Origin of the sequence: Actinomadura geliboluensis, assembly GCF_005889745.1 — a bacterium.
Classification (GTDB): domain Bacteria; phylum Actinomycetota; class Actinomycetes; order Streptosporangiales; family Streptosporangiaceae; genus Spirillospora; species Spirillospora geliboluensis.
Window position 1 is genome coordinate 1 of sequence record NZ_VCKZ01000147.1, and the last position, 19,529, is coordinate 19,529.

The 19,529-nt window shown below is 73.5% G+C and carries 18 protein-coding genes and 1 pseudogene; 9 read left to right on the plus strand and 10 right to left on the minus strand.

Features of this window, described 5'->3' with window-relative positions; translation table 11 throughout:
* The 4 genes and pseudogenes from ETD96_RS20425 to ETD96_RS20440 all read left to right on the plus strand — a co-directional run.
* Positions 1-117 (plus strand): annotated as a pseudogene (locus tag ETD96_RS20425) (IS5/IS1182 family transposase); the annotation flags it as partial.
* A gap of 329 nt (positions 118-446) precedes the next feature.
* Positions 447-1,019 (plus strand): DUF3885 domain-containing protein, encoded by a 573-nt coding sequence (locus tag ETD96_RS20430; protein WP_138638069.1) that lies wholly within the window; start codon positions 447-449, stop codon positions 1,017-1,019.
* 56 nt (positions 1,020-1,075) lie between these two features.
* The gene (locus tag ETD96_RS20435; RefSeq protein WP_205719369.1) at positions 1,076-1,852 is read left to right on the plus strand and encodes an aldo/keto reductase; all 777 of its coding nucleotides are present in this window, start codon (positions 1,076-1,078) and stop codon (positions 1,850-1,852) included.
* A gap of 3 nt (positions 1,853-1,855) precedes the next feature.
* Positions 1,856-2,566 (plus strand): class I SAM-dependent methyltransferase, encoded by a 711-nt coding sequence (locus ETD96_RS20440; protein WP_138638071.1) that lies wholly within the window; start codon positions 1,856-1,858, stop codon positions 2,564-2,566.
* An 80-nt stretch (positions 2,567-2,646) separates the two neighbouring features.
* Here the strand turns inward: ETD96_RS20440 and ETD96_RS20445 are convergent, their stop codons facing one another.
* The 3 genes from ETD96_RS20445 to ETD96_RS20455 form a co-directional block, all read right to left on the minus strand.
* Entirely contained in the window at positions 2,647-3,363 is a 717-nt protein-coding gene (locus ETD96_RS20445; protein WP_138638072.1) for an alpha/beta fold hydrolase, read from the minus strand.
* The gene (locus tag ETD96_RS20450) at positions 3,360-4,316 is read right to left on the minus strand and encodes an alpha/beta hydrolase (protein WP_138638073.1); all 957 of its coding nucleotides are present in this window, start codon (positions 4,314-4,316) and stop codon (positions 3,360-3,362) included. Before ETD96_RS20450 ends, ETD96_RS20445 begins: the two co-directional genes overlap by 4 nt.
* A 98-nt stretch (positions 4,317-4,414) precedes the next feature.
* Positions 4,415-7,168: an AAA family ATPase gene (locus ETD96_RS20455; protein WP_205719370.1), complete on the minus strand. Its 2,754-nt coding sequence runs from the start codon at positions 7,166-7,168 to the stop codon at positions 4,415-4,417.
* A 148-nt stretch (positions 7,169-7,316) separates the two neighbouring features.
* On the opposite strand from ETD96_RS20455, the gene ETD96_RS20460 reads away from it, so the two are divergent.
* The 3 genes from ETD96_RS20460 (at position 7,317) to ETD96_RS20470 (ending at position 10,834) form a co-directional block, all read left to right on the plus strand.
* Entirely contained in the window at positions 7,317-7,799 is a 483-nt protein-coding gene (locus ETD96_RS20460; RefSeq protein ID WP_420884772.1) for a MarR family winged helix-turn-helix transcriptional regulator, read from the plus strand.
* 80 nt (positions 7,800-7,879) lie between these two features.
* Positions 7,880-9,301 carry an MFS transporter gene (locus ETD96_RS20465; protein WP_171069135.1) on the plus strand — a complete coding sequence of 474 codons (1,422 nt, stop codon included), beginning with the start codon at positions 7,880-7,882 and terminating at the stop codon, positions 9,299-9,301.
* Between the two features lie 90 nt (positions 9,302-9,391).
* Positions 9,392-10,834 carry an arylsulfotransferase family protein gene (locus ETD96_RS20470; protein ID WP_171069136.1) on the plus strand — a complete coding sequence of 481 codons (1,443 nt, stop codon included), beginning with the start codon at positions 9,392-9,394 and terminating at the stop codon, positions 10,832-10,834.
* A gap of 16 nt (positions 10,835-10,850) precedes the next feature.
* Here the strand turns inward: ETD96_RS20470 and ETD96_RS20475 are convergent, their stop codons facing one another.
* From ETD96_RS20475 to ETD96_RS20490, 4 genes are all read right to left on the minus strand, one after another.
* Positions 10,851-11,261 carry an RNA-binding S4 domain-containing protein gene (locus tag ETD96_RS20475; RefSeq protein WP_138638076.1) on the minus strand — a complete coding sequence of 137 codons (411 nt, stop codon included), beginning with the start codon at positions 11,259-11,261 and terminating at the stop codon, positions 10,851-10,853.
* A gap of 12 nt (positions 11,262-11,273) precedes the next feature.
* Positions 11,274-12,239: a 1-acyl-sn-glycerol-3-phosphate acyltransferase gene (locus ETD96_RS20480; RefSeq protein ID WP_138638077.1), complete on the minus strand. Its 966-nt coding sequence runs from the start codon at positions 12,237-12,239 to the stop codon at positions 11,274-11,276.
* 1 nt (position 12,240) lies between these two features.
* The gene (locus ETD96_RS20485; protein ID WP_138638078.1) at positions 12,241-13,077 is read right to left on the minus strand and encodes a patatin-like phospholipase family protein; all 837 of its coding nucleotides are present in this window, start codon (positions 13,075-13,077) and stop codon (positions 12,241-12,243) included.
* Between the two features lie 198 nt (positions 13,078-13,275).
* The gene (locus ETD96_RS20490; protein ID WP_240807913.1) at positions 13,276-15,198 is read right to left on the minus strand and encodes a glycoside hydrolase family 3 protein; all 1,923 of its coding nucleotides are present in this window, start codon (positions 15,196-15,198) and stop codon (positions 13,276-13,278) included.
* A 235-nt stretch (positions 15,199-15,433) separates the two neighbouring features.
* Between ETD96_RS20490 and ETD96_RS44920 the strand changes: the two genes are divergently transcribed.
* Entirely contained in the window at positions 15,434-15,643 is a 210-nt protein-coding gene (locus tag ETD96_RS44920; protein WP_171069134.1) for a hypothetical protein, read from the plus strand.
* Between the two features lie 116 nt (positions 15,644-15,759).
* On the opposite strand, the gene ETD96_RS20495 is transcribed toward ETD96_RS44920, so the two are convergent.
* Positions 15,760-16,779 (minus strand): DUF2382 domain-containing protein, encoded by a 1,020-nt coding sequence (locus ETD96_RS20495; RefSeq protein ID WP_138638079.1) that lies wholly within the window; start codon positions 16,777-16,779, stop codon positions 15,760-15,762.
* A 361-nt stretch (positions 16,780-17,140) separates the two neighbouring features.
* Here ETD96_RS20495 and ETD96_RS20500 point away from each other — a divergent pair, with 361 nt between their 5' ends.
* Positions 17,141-18,145, plus strand: coding sequence for a matrixin family metalloprotease (locus ETD96_RS20500; protein WP_171069137.1), 1,005 nt, complete (start codon positions 17,141-17,143; stop codon positions 18,143-18,145).
* Positions 18,146-18,209: 64 nt separating this feature from the next.
* Here the strand turns inward: ETD96_RS20500 and ETD96_RS20505 are convergent, their stop codons facing one another.
* Positions 18,210-18,770: a class E sortase gene (locus tag ETD96_RS20505; protein ID WP_171069138.1), complete on the minus strand. Its 561-nt coding sequence runs from the start codon at positions 18,768-18,770 to the stop codon at positions 18,210-18,212.
* Positions 18,771-18,909: 139 nt separating this feature from the next.
* Positions 18,910-19,529 (minus strand): chaplin family protein (locus tag ETD96_RS20510; RefSeq protein ID WP_138638082.1); only part of this gene is annotated, 620 nt, incomplete at its 5' end.

Below are 19,529 nucleotides of genomic sequence, written 5' to 3' on the forward strand. Positions count from 1 at the left end.
AACGCCCAACTGAAGTCATGGAAGCTACTCCGCAAGCTCCGCTGCAGTCCCTGCAAGGCCGGCCACCTGGTCAAGGCCATCGCTGTCCTACAGAACTACGAGGTCACCCGAGGATGAAAAAGGCTCAGTGACGCCTGTGGGGAAGGCGCTCCCATCACCATGCACACGTCCGGAGACGGCAGTGTCATGTTGATAGTGGGAGACGGCGGAGGGTCCGGCCCGGAGTTCGGTTCCGGCAGCAAATCCGTGGAGCGGCTTCGGGTAGTGCTCCATGGGCTGTTCACGGGCAGGGCTCTGGTAGAGAGCTACGGACGAGGCAAGAAGGTCGGAGTTTGGGACCATGACGGGAAGCAAGTCCTGGCTTACACCGAGCAGCGAGGTTTCGCCAGGCGAGGGCGGTTGCTCCAACGTGCCGTCTACCCGGGCTACTCGCAGGTTGGGGGACCGTGACCGAGGACGAAGTTCTGGCGCTCAGTGCCTTGTGGCGGACGCGGTGGGGCGGGTCGCCGGTCGCGAATGAGTTGCCGGCTCGGCATGCCGATCGGTGGGTCAGGTTTCACAGCCTTCCGGAGTCCAAGCGGTATGCCGAGACTGAGGAGGAGTACGGCGTCGTCCTCGGTCGACACCGCTGCGTCCTTGCCGAACTCGGGGCTCGGCAGGGGCTCTATGTGATCGCCGGATACTTCGCCGACGCGCGCGTCGGTGCCTCGCCGGATCCTCGTGTCCATCCTGGTGCGGTTCCGTGGCTGACGATCGAGCCGAGTGAACGCTCCTACTTCGAGATACCGCTGACGCTCTGGGTCGCCAGGGCGTCCTTCGACGGGCATGCCCTGGATCCGCTGCTGCGACGCGTGGCCGACGACGATCTCGGCAACGTGATCATCGCCCCTCCAGATCTGAAATGGCTTTATCACCCCTATGACGGCGGCGCCGACGTCATCGCCCCGACCGTCCAGGAGCGGGATGCCTTGAGGCGTCGGCATGCGGATTGGCTGTCCGCGCACCCGTCGGGGCTCTAGGCATCTCCCGGACCGCGCAAGACATGCCGATCGATCGGGAGGGCAGAATGGCGGGCATGACGCGGACTGTGAACCTGCCCGGTGGCGCCGCACTGCCGTTGATCGGCTTCGGGACCTGGGAGCTCGACCACCAGACGGCGTACGAGTCGGTACGGGCGGCGCTCGACGTCGGCTACCGGCACATCGACACCGCGACGCTCTACCGGAACGAGGCGGACGTCGGCAGGGCCGTGAAGGACGGCGGCGTCGACCGCGAGCAGGTGTTCATCACCACCAAGCTGCGGCCGAAGGACGCGCGGAAGGCCCGCGCCACGCTGGAGTCGAGCCTCCGGCTGCTCGGCACCGACTACGTCGATCTGTGGTTGATCCACTGGCCGACCGGGCCGGACGAGCTCGTCCCGACGTGGCGGGAGCTGCTGGCGGCGCGGGACGCGGGGCTGGTCCGCACCGTCGGGGTCAGCAACTACAGCCCGGCGCAGATCGACGAGCTGACCGAGGCCACCGGGGAGCAGCCGGCGGTCAACCAGATCCCGTGGAGTCCGGCGCAGCACGACCCGGCCCTGCTGGACGAGCACCGGCGCCGGGGCATCGTGGTCGAGGGCTACAGCGGCCTGAAGAACACCGATCTGCGCGATCCGGTCCTCACCGGGATCGCGGAGCGGCTCGGGGTCACGCCCGCCCAGGTGGTCCTGCGGTGGCATCTGGAGCACGAGATCGTCATTCTTCCGAGGTCGTCGCGCCGGGAGCGGATCGCCGCGAACTTCGACCTGGAGGGGTTCGACCTCACCGCGGAGGACGTCGCCGCGATCGACGCCCTCACCCGGGCCGGCTGACCGGTGTTCTCCCCCCAGGGCCCGTCCGCGCGCGAGTTGGCGGTCCAGGCCCTCTCTTCGGTGGAGCACGGCTACGACCTGCTCGCTCCGAAGTTCGACCGCACGCCGTTCCGAACGCCCGGCGGCATCCTCGACGCAACCGCCGAGGCGCTGCGTCCGCTCGGGCCGTTCGGCGAGGGGCTGGACGTGTGCTGCGGCACGGGCGCGGGGATGCGGGTGCTCCGGCCCCTGTGCCGGGGGCGGGTCACCGGGGTCGATTTCAGCGCCGGCATGCTCGCGCAGGCGCGGAAGGCGCACCCGGACGCCGAGTGGGTGCGGGCGGACGCGCGGGCGCTGCCGTTCGCCGGGGGCTTCGACCTCGCGGTGACCTTCGGGGCGCTCGGGCACCTGCTGCCCGCCGAGCGGCCCGCCGTCTTCGCCGGGGTGCACCGCGCGCTGCGGCCCGGCGGGCTCTTCGCCTTCCCGATCGGTGCGCCGCCGCCCTTCACGTCCGTCTGGTACTGGGCGCTGCTCGGGTTCGACGCGGCCATGCGGGTTCGGAACGCCGTGTGGCGTCCGCCGTTCGTCATGTACTACCGCACCTGCCCCCTGGGCGCGGTGAGCGACGACTTGGCGGCGGCCGGGTTCGACGTGACGACGGCGCCCTTGCCGTCTGTGGGCCGGCGGAAGGACGGCAGCCCGCGCTACCGGGTCGTCCTGGCCCGCAAACCCTGAGACACCGTCCGTCAGGCGCCGCACCGGATGGTGCGGCGTCTGATCGGGCGGCTGCGCGGCCAGGTCGCGGCCGCGGCGTCTCAGGTGGCGCCGGCGGCCTCGGCGATCATCGCGGCGACGGCGTCCGGCTGGGAGACCGCGAGCGCGTGGGACGCGCCGGTGACCTCCTCGGTCGCGCGCGCGTCCGCGCGGTCGGCCATGAAGTGCATCAGGGCCGCCGGGATGTTGCGGTCGTCGGAGCCGAACACGAACCAGGACGGGACGGTGCGCCAGGCCGGCTCGTCCACCGAGAGGCCCTCGGTCAGCGCGCGCTCGGTCACCGGACGCTGGGTCGCGCCCATCAGCGCGGCCTCGGCCGGGTCGACGTCGGCGCAGAACTGCTGGTGGAACTTCTCGTCGGCGATGCGGAGCTCGTTGCCGCCGCCGGAGAGCGGGTAGCCGTTCAGCGCGTCGCCGAGGGTGCTGCCCTCGAACTTGCCGGACAGCAGGAACGCGGTCTCCCCCGGCTCCGGCGCGAAGCCCGCCACGTAGACCAGGGAGCGGACGGCCGGGTTCTCGGACGCCGCCTCCGTGATGACCATGCCCCCGTAGGAGTGGCCGACCAGGATCACCGGGCGGCCGAGGCTCGCGATCACGTCGCGGACGTAGGCGCCGTCGCTGGGGATGCTGCGCAGCGGGTTGCCGGCGGCGACGGCGTCCAGGCCGCGGTCACGCAGGCGGCTGATGACGCCGTTCCAGCTTGCCGACTCCGCGAAGGCGCCGTGGACGAGGACGACGATGGGACGGTCGGTGCTCATGAGTCCGCCTTTCCGAGGACGTGCTTGAGGACGTCGATCGCCTGGGCCGTGGCGGCCCGGGCGGCGCGGGTGTCGCGCACGGGGTTGAGCATCATGAAGTCGTGCAGCGTGCCGTTGTAGCGGACGCTGGTGGTGGGGACGCCGGCCTCGGTGAGGCGGCGCGCGTACGCCTCGCCCTCGTCCCGCAGCACGTCGTTCTCGTCGACGATCAGGAACGCGGGCGGGAGCCCGCGCAGGTCGTCGAGGGTGGCGCGCAGCGGGGACGCGGTGACCTGCGTCCGCTGGACGGGGTCGGGGCAGTAGGCGTCCCAGAACCACGCCATGGCCTTGGCGGTCAGGTGCGGGCCGTCGGCGAACTCGCGGTAGCTGGCGGTGTCCTGCCCCGCGTCCGTCACCGGGTAGTACATCGACTGGTGCACGAACGTGACGTCGCCGCGCCGCTTCGCCATGATCGCCAGCGCGGCGGTCATGTCGCCGCCGACCGAGTCGCCGGCGACGGCCAGCCGGGAGGCGTCGAGGCCCTCGCCGGCGCCGTGCTCGGTGATCCAGCGGGCGGTGGCGTACGCCTGCTCGATCGCGACGGGGTAGCGGGCCTCGGGCGACCGGTCGTACTCGACGAAGACGATCGCCGCGCCCGTGCCGACGGCGAATTCGCGGACGAGCCGGTCGTGGGTGCCCGCGTTGCCCAGCACCCAGCCGCCGCCGTGCACGTAGAGGACGGCGGGCAGCATGCCGGACGCGCCGACGGGCTTGACGATCCGCACCCGCACGTCCCCGACCTCGGCCGGCACCGTGATCCACTTGTCGTCCACGTCGGGCTTGCGCACCGGCGCGGCCTGGACGTCGTCCAGGACCTTGCGGGCTGCGTCGACGTCCAGTTCGTACACGAACGGCGGCTTGGACACCGCCTCGGCGAACTCCCGGGCCGCAGGCTCCAATACGGGGTTGCTCATTGCGTCCTCGCTTCCTCAGTGGTCGATCCCTTCTCGACCACTGTCTCCGTGAGGGCGCTCCCGGGGACCAGGGTGAACTACTGGCCCCGACCCTGGGGCTAAGCCCTGCCGGTGGTGGGGGTGCGCTGGAGCTGCCTGCGCGAGGTGATGCCGAGCTTGCCGAAGGTTTTACGCAGGTGCCATTCGACGGTGCGGGGGCTGATGAACAGCCGGGCACCGATCTCCGGGTTGGTCAGCCCTTCCCGGACGAGCCGGACGATCTGCGCCTCCTGCGGTGTCAGTTCCCCGGCGGCCTCGGTGGCGCGCCTGCGGACGTGCTCGCCGGTGGCCTGCAGCTCGCTCGCGGCCCGTCCGGCGAAGCCCTCCATGCCCATCGCGGTGAACGACTCGTGGGCGGTGCGCAGCTGCTCCCGGGCCGCCCGCTGCCGCCGCGCGCGGCGCAGCCACTCGCCGTACAGCAGGTGGGCGCGGGCCAGCTCGCCGCGGACGCCGGCCCGGCCGAGCCGCTCGATCGCCTCGCGGTAGCGGTCCTCGGCGGCGGTGTCCTCGCTGAGGAGCGCCAGGGAGCGGGCGTGGACGCCGAGCGCCCAGTCGGTCCCGGCCGGAAGGGTCGCCTCGCCGAGCCGCCGGAGGGCGACCGCGGCGTCCGCGAACCGGTCGGTGCGGGCGGCCGCCTCGATGTACTCCACCAGCGCCCACGGCCCGGCGCCGACGGGCGCCGGGCGGTCCTCGGCGGCTTCGGGGACGGCGGCCAGCGCGTCGCCGTAGCGGCCGAGGCTGTTGCAGAGCAGGGCCTTCGCCCAGGCGCCGACGGTCAGCGCGTTGCCCTCGCCCCGGCGCCGCGCCTCCACCGCCACCTTCTTCATCAGCTCGGTGAACTCGGCCTCGCGGCCCTGCCAGGCGGTGACCAGCATGCCCCCGTAGGACGGGACGGGTATCCCGATCGCCTCGGACACGGTGGCGACCTCCTCGTCCAGCGCGGCCGCCGCCGTCAGCTCGCCGGCGAACACGTCCACGGCGATGTGCTGGGTCAGCGCGAGCGGAAGCGCGGCGGTCTGGCCGGACTCCCTGGCCAGGCGGACGTGCCGGGCGGCGAGCACCGCCCACGCCTCGTGGTCCCACAGCGTCGCGGCGGTCACGCCGCCCAGCCAGAGCCAGCGCAGGCCGTCCTCCTCGGCGAGGTCCAGGCCGCTGAAGACCTCCAGGGCGGGCCGCAGCGCCGGCAGCGCGGCGGCGAGGCCCTCGCCGATCCGCAGCGCCAGGCCGTCCAGCAGCAGGTCGGCCGGGCGCGGATCGCCGGGCGGCGGCGGGGCGGACCGGGCCGCCGCGGCCGTCTCCGGCTGCCCGGCCCCGGCGGCGAGCGGCCCCGCGAACAGCGCCGCGCTGATCGCCTCCAGGTAGGTGTCGCGCGCCATGGCCGCCGAGTGCGGGGTGAGCCGCCGGGCCGCGCGCAGCAGCAGGCCGGGCGCGTCGCGGCCCCGGTCGACGGCGAAGGCGATCTCGGCGCGCAGCAGGTCGACCTCGCCGCGCAGCCGCCGGTCCGGCGTCAGCGCCTCGGCGACCGACAGCAGCCGCAGCGCCGTGTCGGGCGTGCCCGCCCGGTGCGCGGCCCACGCGGCGGCGAGGGCCCGCTCCTGCCGCCGGACGGGGTCGGGCGTCAGCTCCACCGCGCGGGCGAGGAACGCCGCCGCGGCCGCCAGCCCGCCGCGGTCCCGCGCGCGGCCCGCGGAGCTCTCCAGCTCGGCCGCGACGCCCTCCTCCGGGGCCCGCGCGCCCTGCGCCGCGTGCCAGGCGCGGCGGTCGGGGTCGGTCTCCGCGTCGGTGACCTCCGCGAGGACGCGGTGCACGCGGCGGCGATCCTCCGCCGTCGCGGCCCAGTACACGGCGGAGCGGACGAGCGGATGGTGGAACCGGACCCGGTCGGCGATCTCGACCAGCCCGGCCGCGGCGGCGGGCGTCGCCGCCGCCAGGCCGATGCCGAGCCGGTCGGCGGCCCGCCACAGCAGCACCGGCTCGCCGCCGGGCTCGGCCGCCGCGACGAGCAGCAGCAGCCGCGCCGCGGGCGGGAGCCCCGCGACGCGCCGCTCGTAGATCTCCTGGATGCGGCCGGCGAGGCCCGCCGCGCTCGGCACGCCGAACCCGCCCGCCAGCTCGGCGGGGGCGAACTCCTTCGGCAGCTCCAGCAGCGCCAGCGGGTTGCCGCGCGCCTCGGCGACGACCCGGTCCAGCACCTGCTCGTCCCAGGGCCCGGTGACGGCGGAGCGCAGCAGCGCCCGCGCCTCCTCGTCGGGCAGGCCGCCGATCGCCATCTCCGGCACGCCGGCCAGTTCGGGCATGCCGGACGGCTCCGGCGCCCCGTCCGGCTCGCGGACGGCGAAGGCCATCGCGACCGACTCCGCCTGCAGCCGACGGGCGGCGAACGCCAGCGCCTGCACCGAGGCCCGGTCCAGCCACTGCGCGTCGTCGACCGCGCAGAGCAGCGGCTGCTCGCGGGCGGCGTCGGCGAGCAGGCCGAGGACGGCGAGGCCGACGAGGAACCGGTCGGGCGCGCGCCCGGTGCTCAGCCCGAGCGCGGCGCGCAGCGCGTCGCACTGCGGGTCCGGAAGCCGCTGGAACCGTTCGGCCATCGGCGCGCACAGCTGGTGCAGGCCGGCGAAGGCCAGCTCCATCTCGGACTGCACCCCGGTGATGCGCACGATCCGGAACCCGGGGGCCCGGTCGACCAGGTAGTCCAGCAGCGCGGTCTTGCCCACGCCCGTCTCGCCCAGCATCACCAGGGCGCGGCTCTCCCCGCCCCGGACGGCCTCCAGCAGCTCGTCGAGCGCCGCGCACTCGCCACGCCGGCCTCGCAACACCTGTCACCACCGCCACCTGGTCAGCCGGCCGCCTCCCGCCCCGCGGGCGGGGCGCAGCCGCCGGAACATGCCCCTGCCGTCAATCTACACTTACCTTGTGCACGAGGAAATAGTGTCTTAGGCAATCGCCTGCTAGGCTCTGGACGTGAACAGTTCGCCGACCGAGGGGGACGACGCCGTCCGCCTCAACGAGATGGTGTGCTTCAACCTGCACGCGGCATCCCGGGCCATGACGGCCGTGTACCGCCCCCTCCTCGAACCACTCGGGCTGACCTATCCCCAATACCTGGTCATGGCGACTTTGTGGGAATACGGTGACCTTCCCGTCGGCGAGCTCGTGGCGCGGCTCCAGCTCGACTACGGCACCATGACGCCGCTGCTGAAGCGGCTGGAGAAGAGGAAGCTGCTGCTCCGGGCGCGCAATCCCGACGACGAGCGCACGGTCATCGTGAGCCTGACGCCCGAGGGCGGCGCGATGCGGGAGCACGCGCCCGGCATCTACCAGGCGATCTGCGACATCTTCGGTTTCACCCCGGACCGGGCGCGGGCCGCACTGGACCTCCTCCAGTCGATCGTCGCCCGCGCCGACCGCGCACCGGGCTCACCGGGCTCACCCACCGCGTCCTAGCGCCCGTCTCGCCGGATCGCTGCAGCTCGGGCGCCGATCGGGCGCGACATACCCGGACGGTGCAGGGGCAGTAGTGGTTGGTGACATCGGCGCGAACCCCGCGGCCGTGGAAAAGGGCCGTCGGCGCCCTCGCGGACCGGCTCGGCGGGAGACGGCGGGCCCGCATCGTGGTGCTGCTCGCGTGCGTGCTCGCGCTGAACACGGCCGACACGGGGGTCGTCGGGGCGATCGTCCAGGAACTGCGCCGCTCCCTGCACATCGGCAACACGCAGGTCGGGATCCTCACGGCCGCGCCGGCGGCGGTCGGCGCGATCGCGACGCTGCCGGTCGGGCAGCTGACCGACCGGGTGCCGCGGGTGCCGCTGCTCGCGGGCAGCATCGCGCTGTGGAGCCTCGCGATGATCGTCGGCGGGCTGGCGAGCTCGTACGAGTGGCTGCTGGCGTCGCGGGTGGCGCTGGGCGCGGTGACGGCCACGGCGGGGCCCACGGTCGCGTCGCTGATCGGCGACCTGTTCCCGCCCGAGGAGCGGGCCGGGACGTGGGGGCGCATCCTGGCCGGCGAGCTGGTCGGGGTCGGGTTCGGGCTCATCGCGGGCGGCAACATCGCCGCGCTGCTGAACTGGCGGGTCGCGTTCTGGTTCGTCGCGGTGCTCGGGTTCGTGCTGGCCGTGCTGCTGTGGCGGATGCTGCCGGAGCCGCCGCGCGGCGCGCAGGCGTCCGCCGCCGGCCGGAGCGGCGCGGAGCCCGCCCAGCGGCAGGTGGCCCGGTCGGACGTGCGGCCGGACCCGCGGAGCGTCCTGGACGCCGACCCGGGGAGCATGTCGCTGCTCCAGGCGGCACGGCACGTCCTGCGCATCCGCACGAACGTGACGATCATCGTGGCGTCCGCCATCGGCTACTTCTTCTTCGCGGGGCTGCGCACGTTCGCGATGGTGTTCGTGGAGGAGCGGTACTCGCTGAGCCGCGGCGAGCTGTCCGCGTTCATCCCGGTGATCGGGCTGGCCGCGCTCGGCGGAGTGCTCGCCGGCGGCCGGATCGCCGACCACCTGGTGCGCCGGGGCGTGGTCAGCGCGCGCGTCAACGTGCCCGGAGTGGCGTTCGCCGCGTCGGCGCTGCTGTTCCTGCCCGGCCTGCTGAGCGGCGAGGCGCTGGTCGCGCTGCCGCTGTTCACGCTCGCGGGCGCCGCGCTCGCCGCCGCGAACCCGCCGCTGGACGCGGTGCGGCTGGACGTCGTCCACTTCCGGCTGTGGGGCCGGGCGGAGGCGATCCGGACGATCGTCCGGATGTCGGCGGAGGCGGTGGCGCCCGTGCTGTTCGGCTGGCTGTCGGGCCGGCTGGACGACGGCCGGGACTCGGGGGTCGGCCTGGACCGCGCGTTCCTCCTGGCGCTGCTCCCCCTGCTGGTCAACGGGCTGCTGCTGGTGCGGGCACGGCGCACCTACCCGCGGGACGTGGCGTCCGCGCTGGAGTCCGAGCGCCGCTTCGCCGACGGACCCGCGTAACACCGCGCGATCCGGCGTGCTCCGGAGTAAGCCCGCCGCGTCCGCGCGATTCTCATGGAGTTTTCAGATAGCGCAGGTAAACCAGGGCGCATGAGCGTGACACGTCGCGGTTTCCTGGCAGCGGGGCTGGTCGGAGGGGCCGCGCTCCTCAGCGGCGCCGGGGCGGGGCGCCCTTCGAAGGTGGCGGAGCCCGCGGCGCCGGACCGCTACCTCACCCTCCCCGACGTCAGGCCGCCCGGTCTGACGGCGCGGCGCCTCGGCCGGACCGCGGACGGCCTGCTGTTCCTCGCCCCGTTCCGCGGCACCGACGCCGCCGACGCCCTCATCGTCGACGACGCCGGCGAGCCGGTCTGGATCTACCGGTCGGAGCTGCTGGTCACCGACGTCCGCGTGCAGGAGTACGAGGGCGCGCCCGTCCTCACCTTCTGGGAGGGCGAGCGCCGGACGGGCGGCCACGGCGCCGGCACCGGGGTGGTCCTCGGCGCCGACTACCGGCGCGTCGCCGAGGTCCAGGCCGGCGACGGGGTCTCCGGCGACCTGCACGAGTTCGCGCTCACCGACCGCGGAACGGCGCTGATCATCGCCTATCCGGAGGTGACCGCCGACCTGCGCCCGATCGGCGGCCCGCGCCGGGGCCGCGTCCTCGACGGGCGGGTCCAGGAGATCGACGTCCGCACGGGCGAGGTGCTGCTCGACTGGAGCGCGCTCGACCACATCGGCATCGCCGAGACGCGAACGCCGCTGACGAAGGACGCGAACGGCACGCCGGGCAAGGTGTTCGACCCGGTCCACGTCAACTCCGTGCAGGACGACGGCGACGCGCTGCTGATCTCGGCCCGCAACACCTGCGCGGTCTACTCGGTCGACCGGCGGACCGGCGCCGTCCGGTGGCGGCTCGGCGGGCGGCGCGGCGACTTCGCGTTCGGGGCGGGCGCCGCCTTCGCCTGGCAGCACGACGCCCGCCGGCAGCCGGACGGGACGATCACCCTGTTCGACAACCACATCACCGACGTCGGCGACGGCCCGTCGCGCGGCATCGTGCTCCGGGTCGACGAGGCGGGCCGGCGGGCGTCGCTCGTCCGCGAGTACGCCGACGGCACGACCTACGGGCAGTACATGGGCAACCTGCAGACGCTGCCGGACGGCAACGCGCTCGTCGGCTGGGGGTCGACTCCGGCGATGACGGAGTTCGCCGCCGACGGGACGCCCGTCCTGGAGATCACCGGCATCGGCGACGGCTCGTACCGCGCCTACCGCGCCGCCTGGGAGGGCCGGCCCGCCGACCGGCCCGCCGTCGCGGTGGCGCCGCTGCCGGGCGACCGGATGCGGGTCCACGCGAGCTGGAACGGCGCGACCGGCGTGGCCGCGTGGCGCTTCCGCACCGGCTCCGAGACCCGTCCCGTGGTGTCGCGGACGGTCGAGCGCACGGGCTTCGAGACCGCCGTGACGCTCGCGCGCTCCCCCAACGTCACCGCCGAGGCGCTGGACGCCGGCGGCACCGTCCTCGCCCGCTCCGAACCGCGCGTCGTCTAGGCGGACGGCACGCCGGTCAGTCGTCGTCGCGGGGCGGCGGGCTGTTGAGGGTGCGGTAGCGGTCGAGGATGCGCTCCAGCTCGCGCCGGTCGCGCTTGGTGGGACGGCCCGCGCCGCGCTCGCGGCGGCCGACCGGGATGAGCGCCTCGCGCGGCGGCGGGGGCGGGCTCTTGTCGATCAGGCACTCCTGCGCGACCGGCGCCCCGACCCGCTTGCGGACGATCTTCTGCACCACGACGACGCGCTCCCGCCCGTCATGGCGGAGCCGCACCGTGTCGCCGGGCTTCACCGTCGTGGACGGCTTGGCGCGCTCGTCGTTCACGCGGACATGGCCCGCCCTGCACGCCGTCGTCGCCATCGAGCGGGTCTTCAGCAGCCGCACGGACCAGATCCACAGATCGACCCGCACGGACCCCTCTTCGCCCATGCGTCCATGATGTCACCCGGCCGCGTGTGCCCGGTTCTCGCCGATCCAGGCGTCGGCGCGCTCCCACTCCCGGTACAGCCAGTCGACGCGGGCGTCCCGGCCGTCGGGGACGTCCTCGGCGGGGATCCGCCACCAGCGGGCGTGGACGGGGGCGGTGAGCGGGATGCGCCGCCAGATGTCGCCGACCGCGGCCATGTCGTCGAGGCCGGTGTGCGCGACGAACACCACGTCGGCGTCCGGGGCGGCGTCGAGCGCGGCCAGCACGCCGCCGGGGCGGGGCGGCATCAGGTTGCGCATCGCGGCGGCGCGGACCGCCTCGTCCGTGCGGCGGAGCCGGGCCAGCCGCCGGATCGCGCGGCGCCGCCGCGCCGGGGAGAAGTTGCCGCCCTCCGGGAAGATCAGCAGCGCGTCGCGGGGGCCGAGCCCGGCGGCGAGCCGGCCGATGTCCTCGACGGCGCCGCCGCCGGGCGTGACGAACACGTTCGGCATGCGGTTCGCGGCGATGTCGATGCACGGGTCGAGCTGCAGCTGCGCCTTCATGACCACGCGGGGCCGCCGCCGGTAGTCGGTCAGCAGATGGTGGACGAGCAGCAGCGCGTCCCCCGGCCCGGCATGCCGGCTGAGGACGATCAGCGGCCGGTCGCCGGGCGGCTCCGCCCCGCCGCCGGTGATCTCCACGCGCAGCCCGAGGTGCCGCCGCGTCGTCCCGTACAGGCCGGCGACGTAGCGGCGGATGACGTCGTAGTGCCGGTCGTCGCGGGTCCGGCGGCGGAGCCACAGCAGGCCGCACTCCAGCACGGCGGCCGACTCCCGGGTGCCCCAGGCGAGCGCGAACCACAGCAGCCGGCGCGCCCGCCGCCGGTCGCGCCCGATCAGCGAGGTCACCGCGAAGGCGACCGGGAACAGCACGACGACCAGCAGGGTCAGGGCGAACAGCAGCGGGGTGAGGAGGAGGCGGCGGACGGGGAGGGGAGGCATGTCATGCTCGTTCTTTGAGGTACTCCAAGGATGCCTGGTAGGCCCGTTCGATGTGAGCCCGTATCCCGGACACGTTCCTGTACCGCATCTGGGCGAGGTCGACGCCGGCCTTCCGCGGCGCCCCGCCCGCCGGCAGGACGTGCACGGACAGCCCGTCCGGCAGGGTCGCCATCTCCTCGAAGAACCGGTGCCGGCGCGCGATCTCGAACGCGACCAGGCCGACCTCCCACGGGCGGCGCGGCGGCGGCAGGTCCCGCTCGATGCGCCCGACGTGCAGGACGTAGACCGTGGTCGCGCCGAGCATCACGGCCCGGCCGACCGGGATGCTGTGGACGAGCCCGCCGTCGAAGTAGTGCCGGTCCCCGATCCGGACGGGCGGCAGCAGGCCGGGCGCGGCGCAGGAGGCCAGCACGGCGGGCGGCAGCGGCCCGGACCTGAACCAGTGCGCCATCGCCGTCTCGATCCCCGCGGCGACGCACTGGAACGGGATCTCCAGCTCCTCGAACGTCCGGACGGGGAGCAGCTCGTCCAGCATGCGGCGCAGCGGCTCGTTGGAGTGCAGGTGGGTGCCGGAGCGGGCGAGCGTCCACAGCCGCGCCCACACCCGCGAGCCGAACACGTCGCGGACGGAGTCGTCCGACCACAGGGCGGTGAGGCGTTCGACGGCCGTGTCCGGCTCCGCCGCGACGAACACGCCGTTCAGCGCGCCGATGGACGTCCCGACGACGAGGTCCGGCCGGACGCCGGTCTCCGCCAGCGCCCGCAGCATGCCGACCTCGTGCGCGCCGAGGACGCCGCCGCCGCCGAGCACGAACGCGGTCCGCGGCTCCCGGTCCACTCGGGCCTCCCTTCCACGGAGGCAGCCTCTCCCGGGGGGTGCGCGATAAACGGCGCGGGACGAACAAAATGGGACGAGCCCACCGAAATCAGCAGGGCCGGCCGTCCAAGGGGTGGTGGACGGCCGGCCCTCGGCGGGGATGCCGGTCTGGTGGCTGCCGTGGATCAGTGGCGGCTGCCGTGGATCAGTGGATGCGGATCAGTGGTGGCGCCCGGTGCGGAGGCCGTAGCCGTAGGGGAACAGCGGCCGGTACGCGCGGTCGCCGACGTTGATCGGCTCCTGGGCCTCGCTGCGCGGCCACGTCACCGGCAGGCGGCCGGTGAAGGGGCGCTTGCCGAACAGGACGTCCGCGACGCCCGCGCCCTCGCTGCCCGGCAGCCACGACATGACGAACGCGTCCATCGCGGGCAGCCGGTCGGTGACGATCTGCGGCCGGCCCGCGACGTCGAGGACGACGCAGGTCCGGATCGCGGCGCACACCTTGTCGATGTTGGCCTTGTCGGCGTCCGACAGGTTCAGCGTGTGCCCGTTGCCGACGTCGCCGACGCCCTCCGCGTACGGGGTCTCGCCGACCACGACCACGCCGACGTCACTGCCGGACATCGGCGCCGACGCGTCCGCGCTGTAGGTGACGTGGGACGAGTTCTGCTTGATGCCGTCCAGGATCGTCGTGCCGGGGATGATGTCACCGGACGACCCCTGCCAGGTGACCGTCCATCCGCCCGCCTGGTTGCCGATGTCGTCGGCGTTCACGCCCGCCACGTAGATCCGCTCGTTCTTGCGCAGCGGCAGCGCGTGCCCCGCGTTCTTCAGCAGAACCTGCGACTTCGCGACGGCCTCCCGCGCGACCGCCCGGTGCTGCGCCGAGCCGATCGCCGGGGCCAGGTTGCGGTCGGTGAACGGGTGCTCGAACAGCCCCATCTCGACCTTCGCGGTGAGGATGCGCCGCACGGCGTCGTCGATGCGCGCCATCGGCACGCGTCCCGCCTTCACCTCGGCGATCAGCGTCTGGACGAACTGCGGCGCGCTGTAGGGCTCCATGAACATGTCCATGCCGGCGTTGACGGCCGTCCGGACCTGCGTCGGGTAGTCGCCCGGGATCTGGTGGATCGCCTCCCAGTCGCTGATCAGGAACCCGTCGAAGCCGATCTTCTTCTTGAGGACGTCGGTGAGCAGCTCCTTGTGCGCGCTCATCTTGACCGGGTTGCCGACGCCGTCCTCCGTCCAGTCGACGCTGGAGAACGACGGCATGATGCTGCCGACGCCGTACTTGTGGACGGCGGTGACGTAGGGCGACAGGTCGATCTTCGCGAACGTCTTCCGGTCGGTGACGGTGACGCCCTGGTCGATCGTGTACGTCCCGCTGGTGGACGAGCCGAACACCGTGTCGCCGTCGCCCGCGAAGTGCTTCGCCGTCGCGAGGACGTGCCGGTTCGTGGCCATGTCGCTCTTGCGGCGGCCCTGGAAGCCCTCGATGGCGACCGCCATCTCCTTCACGAGCCGGGGGTCCTCGCCGAAGGACTCGTACGTCCGGCCCCAGCGGAGGTCGCGGCTGACGCAGACGCACGGCGCGAACACCCACTGCGGGCCGGTCGCCTTGGTCTCGACGGCCGTGATCTGCTCCGCCTCCTTGACGAGCCCGGGGTCGCGGGTCGCGCCCAGGCCGATGTTGTGCGGGAAGACCGTCGCGCCGACGAGGTTGTTGTGGCCGTGGACCGAGTCGATCCCGTACAGCAGCGGGATCTTCAGCCGGGTGGCGAGCGCCTTCGACTGGTAGGCGTCCACCATGTCCGCCCAGCCGGACGGGGTGTTGTCGGCCGGCACCGACCCGCCGCCCGACAGCACCGAGCCGAGGGCCAGGGCGGTGATCTGGTCGCGGTCGCCGTCGATGGCGCCGCGCTCGGCCTGGGTCATCTGGCCGACCTTCTCCTCCAGCGTCATCCGGCCGAGCAGGTCGCTCACGCGGGCGGACGCGGAGAGGCGGGCGTCGAGGTAGGCCGGGGGCCCGCCGGCCTGCGCGGGCTGTGCCGCGATGGCGGACGGGAGGGCGGCGATGGTCGCGAGCGCGACCAGTGATCGCCCGATCCGGGTGGCGATGATGCGGCTGTGGGGGTGTCGCAAGTCGTCCCTCCTGGGTCGCTCCGAGGACGCCGCGCGGCCCGGCGGACCGCGCGCGGCCGGGCGCGGAGGTCGCGGCACGCCCGGATCGGCCACGACCTCCGCGCTCGGCGACGTCGTCTCCCAGGAACCTCCCCCGGCTCCCCCGTAGCTGTCAACAAACCTGCCTATTGGGCACCGGAGCCCCGTGAAAACTGGGAAAGAGGGGTTGACGGCCACTAAATTCACACGTTGAATCATGTGCCGAACAAAGCCGGTCGGACGGGCGGCGGCCGTGATCGCCACCGCCCCTCCCGCGCTGCCCGGCGGGCGCGGGCGCGGGCGCACCTTCCTCACCATGGCCACGTCCGGCCACCCGGGCCGCACGGCTCGCCGCCGCACCGCTCGCCGCCAGGACGGCCGCCGCCGCGGCACGGCGCGCGCGAGCGCCCGGGCGGCTGGCGGGTGATCAGCCGGCCCGGACGCTCGCCATCCGGTGGTGGTGCGTGCCGTACTCGGGACCGAGTCGTCGCTCGGGCGGGGCGCGGCGGCGCGGCGCCACCGTGCCCACCGCGGGCGGAGGGCTCACGTGGACGGGCGGCCGGTCCCCCGCTCGCCCTCGGAGCGGGGACCGTCGTCGCGGGTGACCTCGATGCGCTCCTTGCGGAGCTCGCCGCGCACCGTCTGCTCGTCCTGCACCTGCTCGGTGCGGACGTGGACGCGCTCGACCGGGACGGTCTCCTTGGCGATGACCGGGCGCTCCTCGTAGAGGATGATCTCGTGGTCGTCCTCGGCGATGGTGATCTTCGGGTTCGCCTCGCCGCCCACGATCGGCTCGCGGTCGATCCTGACCTCCTCGTGCGAGACCGGGATCGTGCGCTCGACCATCTCCGTCTCCACGTACTTGTGCACGTGGACGCGGCCGGCCTCGTGCCGCTCGGTCTCGATGCGCATCTGCTCCTCCGACCGGGTGATCTCGGTCATCGGGGCCTCCGCGCCCTCGCGCGCCGACTGCGGCGGCATGGTCTGCCCGCGGGCCTGCTGCTTCTCCCTGTCCCTGTCCGGCCGGACGGCCATCCCGGCGGCGCCCGCCGTGCCCGCGGCGCTGCCCGCCGGTGCGGCCGGACCGGCGGACTCGGTCGTGCCCGTGGTCCCCGTGTCGGTCGTGCCCGTGTCGGTCATGCCCGTGTCGGTCATGCCCGCCGTGCCGGTCTTGCTCTCGTCCGCCGTCCCGCGCTCGCCGGCCGTCCGGGAGGCGTCCTCGCCCTCACGCCCCTCCCGGCGCCCGCCCGGGGGACGTACGCCGTAGTGGCGGTAGAGGTCGACGATCTGCGCGTGCGACAGGTGCTCGTCCGCGTCCACGTTCGGAGCGCCCTTGATGGTCTCCTTGTCGTACGGGACCTGCAGCATGTCCTGGTTCTTCCGCGCGCCGGACAGCGGGACGAAGCTCTCCCGCATGCCGAACCAGCCGGTGTGCACGGTCACCCACTCCGGGGAGCCGGAGTCGTCGTTGAGGTAGACCTGTTTGATCGTGCCGACCTTGGTCCCGTGGGTGTCGGTCACGCTCATGCCCATGAGTTCCCGCACCTGTGTCTGCGTCTGCACGTTGAACACCTCTGCTTCCTGAACGCTGCCGGGCGGACGGGGGAACTGCGGGGGGAGCCGGTACGGCACCCGCCTCGCGGCAACGGTGTTCTGTTTGATCCCGAGTTGCCGGATTACTCACGGCTTTTCCGTATGGGGACGCAATAAACACGTTTACACGATTATGGGGGATGATTTACCTACAGCTGGCAGACGTCACCGGAGAGCGGCGTCGGCATTTTCTCGATAAATGTCCATCGAGGCGGTCGGCGCGGGCCACGCCGAGCCTCATCATGGTGATCATTTTAGAATGCGCCCGTTTCCCTTTCCCGCGCCCACGAAAGACTGCCAGAGCACGCTCTCGAACATCGGAGAAACTGCCATGCGCGACTTTCCACGGGCGACCCTGAGGACGGGGGCCGCGGTCGCCGCCGCCGCGACGCTCACCGGCACCGCGTTCACCGGCACGGGGCTCGCCGGACCGGCGTCCACCGGCACGCTGAACGCGCCCGCGTGGTGCAAGCCCGGCGGGACGCTGTCCGCCCGCACGATGCCGCAGCGGGTGCGGATCGCCGACTGCGACCTGCGCGGCCGTGCGGTACGCGGCGCGAACGGGCTCACCGCGGTCGTCCCGTCCGACGGGACCTCGCTGGTCGCGCACGCGCTGCGCACCGACGGCGGCGCCGAGCTGCGCATCCGGGTGGACGAGCGGGCCGGCCTGATCACCCTCGACACGCGCGGCGGGCGGGCGCCGCACGGCCGGCCGCGCGGCTTCCGGGCGCCGGCCGCGGCCTGCGCCGACGGCACCCACCGCGCCGAGCCGAGCAAGTGGCGGAAGGGCTCCGCCGTCCAGTGGCACTACTACGCGGGCGCGGCCGGGCTGTCCAGGGCGCCCATAGCGGCGGGCGTGTCCAACATGGCGAACGCCCGGACCGACTGCAACGGCGGCCGCTTCAGCCCGCTGCCGGACGTGGGCGAGAACTACGCCGGGCAGGCGAACCGGCCGCCGAACGTGACCGGCGCCGCCGCCTGCGGGAAGCGGGACCGCGTCAACACGTTCGGCTGGCTGTCCATGCAGGGCGCGGACAACGACGTCCTCGCCGCCACCTGCACCTGGTACCTCGGGTCGGCGACGGTCGAGACCGACATGGCGCTGCAGGTGCGGGGCAAGAAGTGGTGGACGGGCGGGACGTGCCCGGCGGGCGCCTACTCCGCCGAGGCGGTCGCCACGCACGAGGCCGGCCATGTCTTCGGCCTGGCCCACGTCGAGGGGATCGAGCACGAGAACCTCACGATGGCGCCGGCCCTCGCGTCCTGCGACCGCGGCCCCGCCACCCTCGGCAGGGGCGACTACAACGGGCTGATCGCCCTCTACGGCGGCCGCTGAACGGCGCGGAGCCGCTCCGCGCCGTCCAGCGTCCGGCCCCGGGTCGTGCGCTTCGGGGCCCCGGTCAGCGCTTCGACTGGAGCGTGCCCACGACGACGAGGCGGTGGGCGTCCGAGCCCTTCGGCGTGCAGGTGATGAGCGTGATGTACTGGCCGTTCGGCGCACTGGCCCGCTTGAACGGCACCGGCTCCAGGACGCGCATGTCGCGCGGCCTGATGACGCGCTTGGTGCGCACCTTGTACACGTAGGTCACGCGGCCCACGCGCAGGACGATCCGGTCACCGCGCCGCATCCGGTCGAGCTTGTTGAACGGGTGCAGCCAGGTCGTGCGGTGGCCGAGGAGCACCGTGTTGCCGTCGCGGCCCGGAAGCCCGGTCCCCGGGTAGTGCCCGACGCCGCGGCGCAGGATCGCCTGGCCGACGCCCTGCCGGACGGCCGCCTTCAGCCGCATCCGCTTGATCCGGATCTGCCCGATCAGCGCGCCCTTCTTCGGCCGCGCGCGCGCCACCGCCGACGCGGCGCGCGCGGGCGCCGCCTGAGCGACCCCCTGAACCGGGGCCTGGGCCTGCGCGGGCATCTGGGAGACGCCCAGCACGGACGCGCCGCAGCAAACGGCAACGGTCACCGCGCCGAACGATTTTCGGTCGAGCATGGTTCGCCCCCAATCGGTCTGGAGTGCTTCTGCCATGGGGAGGGGACGGCACGTCTGCCGCCCCCTCTCCGCGGTTCACCGGCCGCGGATCGTCATCCGCGCCGGTCCGGGCTCAGTGCAGGGCCGGCGAGCCGGTCCGGAACGGCATCCCGCCACCGGTCGGCAGGTTCGGCCCGACCTCCGTGGGCGGGACGTCCACGCCCGGCATCGCCCTCTTCAGCGTGTTGAGGACCCTCTGCACCGGGCCCAGACCGTCCCCGGAACCGGGGACGGGTCCCGCCATGCGGGAGTCGGCCGACCGCAGTGTCGAGGGCAGCTTCTTGTGCTTGACCGCCGGACGGTGCTTGGACGGCTTGTACGGCTTGCAGTGCTTCTTGTGCTTCTTGTGCTTCTTCACGGGCGGCGTCCATTTCTCGCCCCCGTCCCCGACGAACGCGCCGCCCTCGCACTGGGCCTGGGAGATCCCGAAGACCGCGACCGAGTTCCCGCACACACTGACGGGAGCGGTGATCGGCGCGAACACCTGGTTGCCGCCGAGGACGCTGAAGAAGCCCGAGGTCTGCATCTTCGGGTGGTTGCCGCCGTGCTTGACGAACGCGCCGCCCTCGCACTGCGCCTCGGAGATCCCGAAGACCGCGACCGAGTTCCCGCACACACTGACGGGAGCGGTGATCGGCGCGAACACCTGGTTGCCGCCGAGGACGCTGAACATGCCCGAGGTCTCCATGCCCC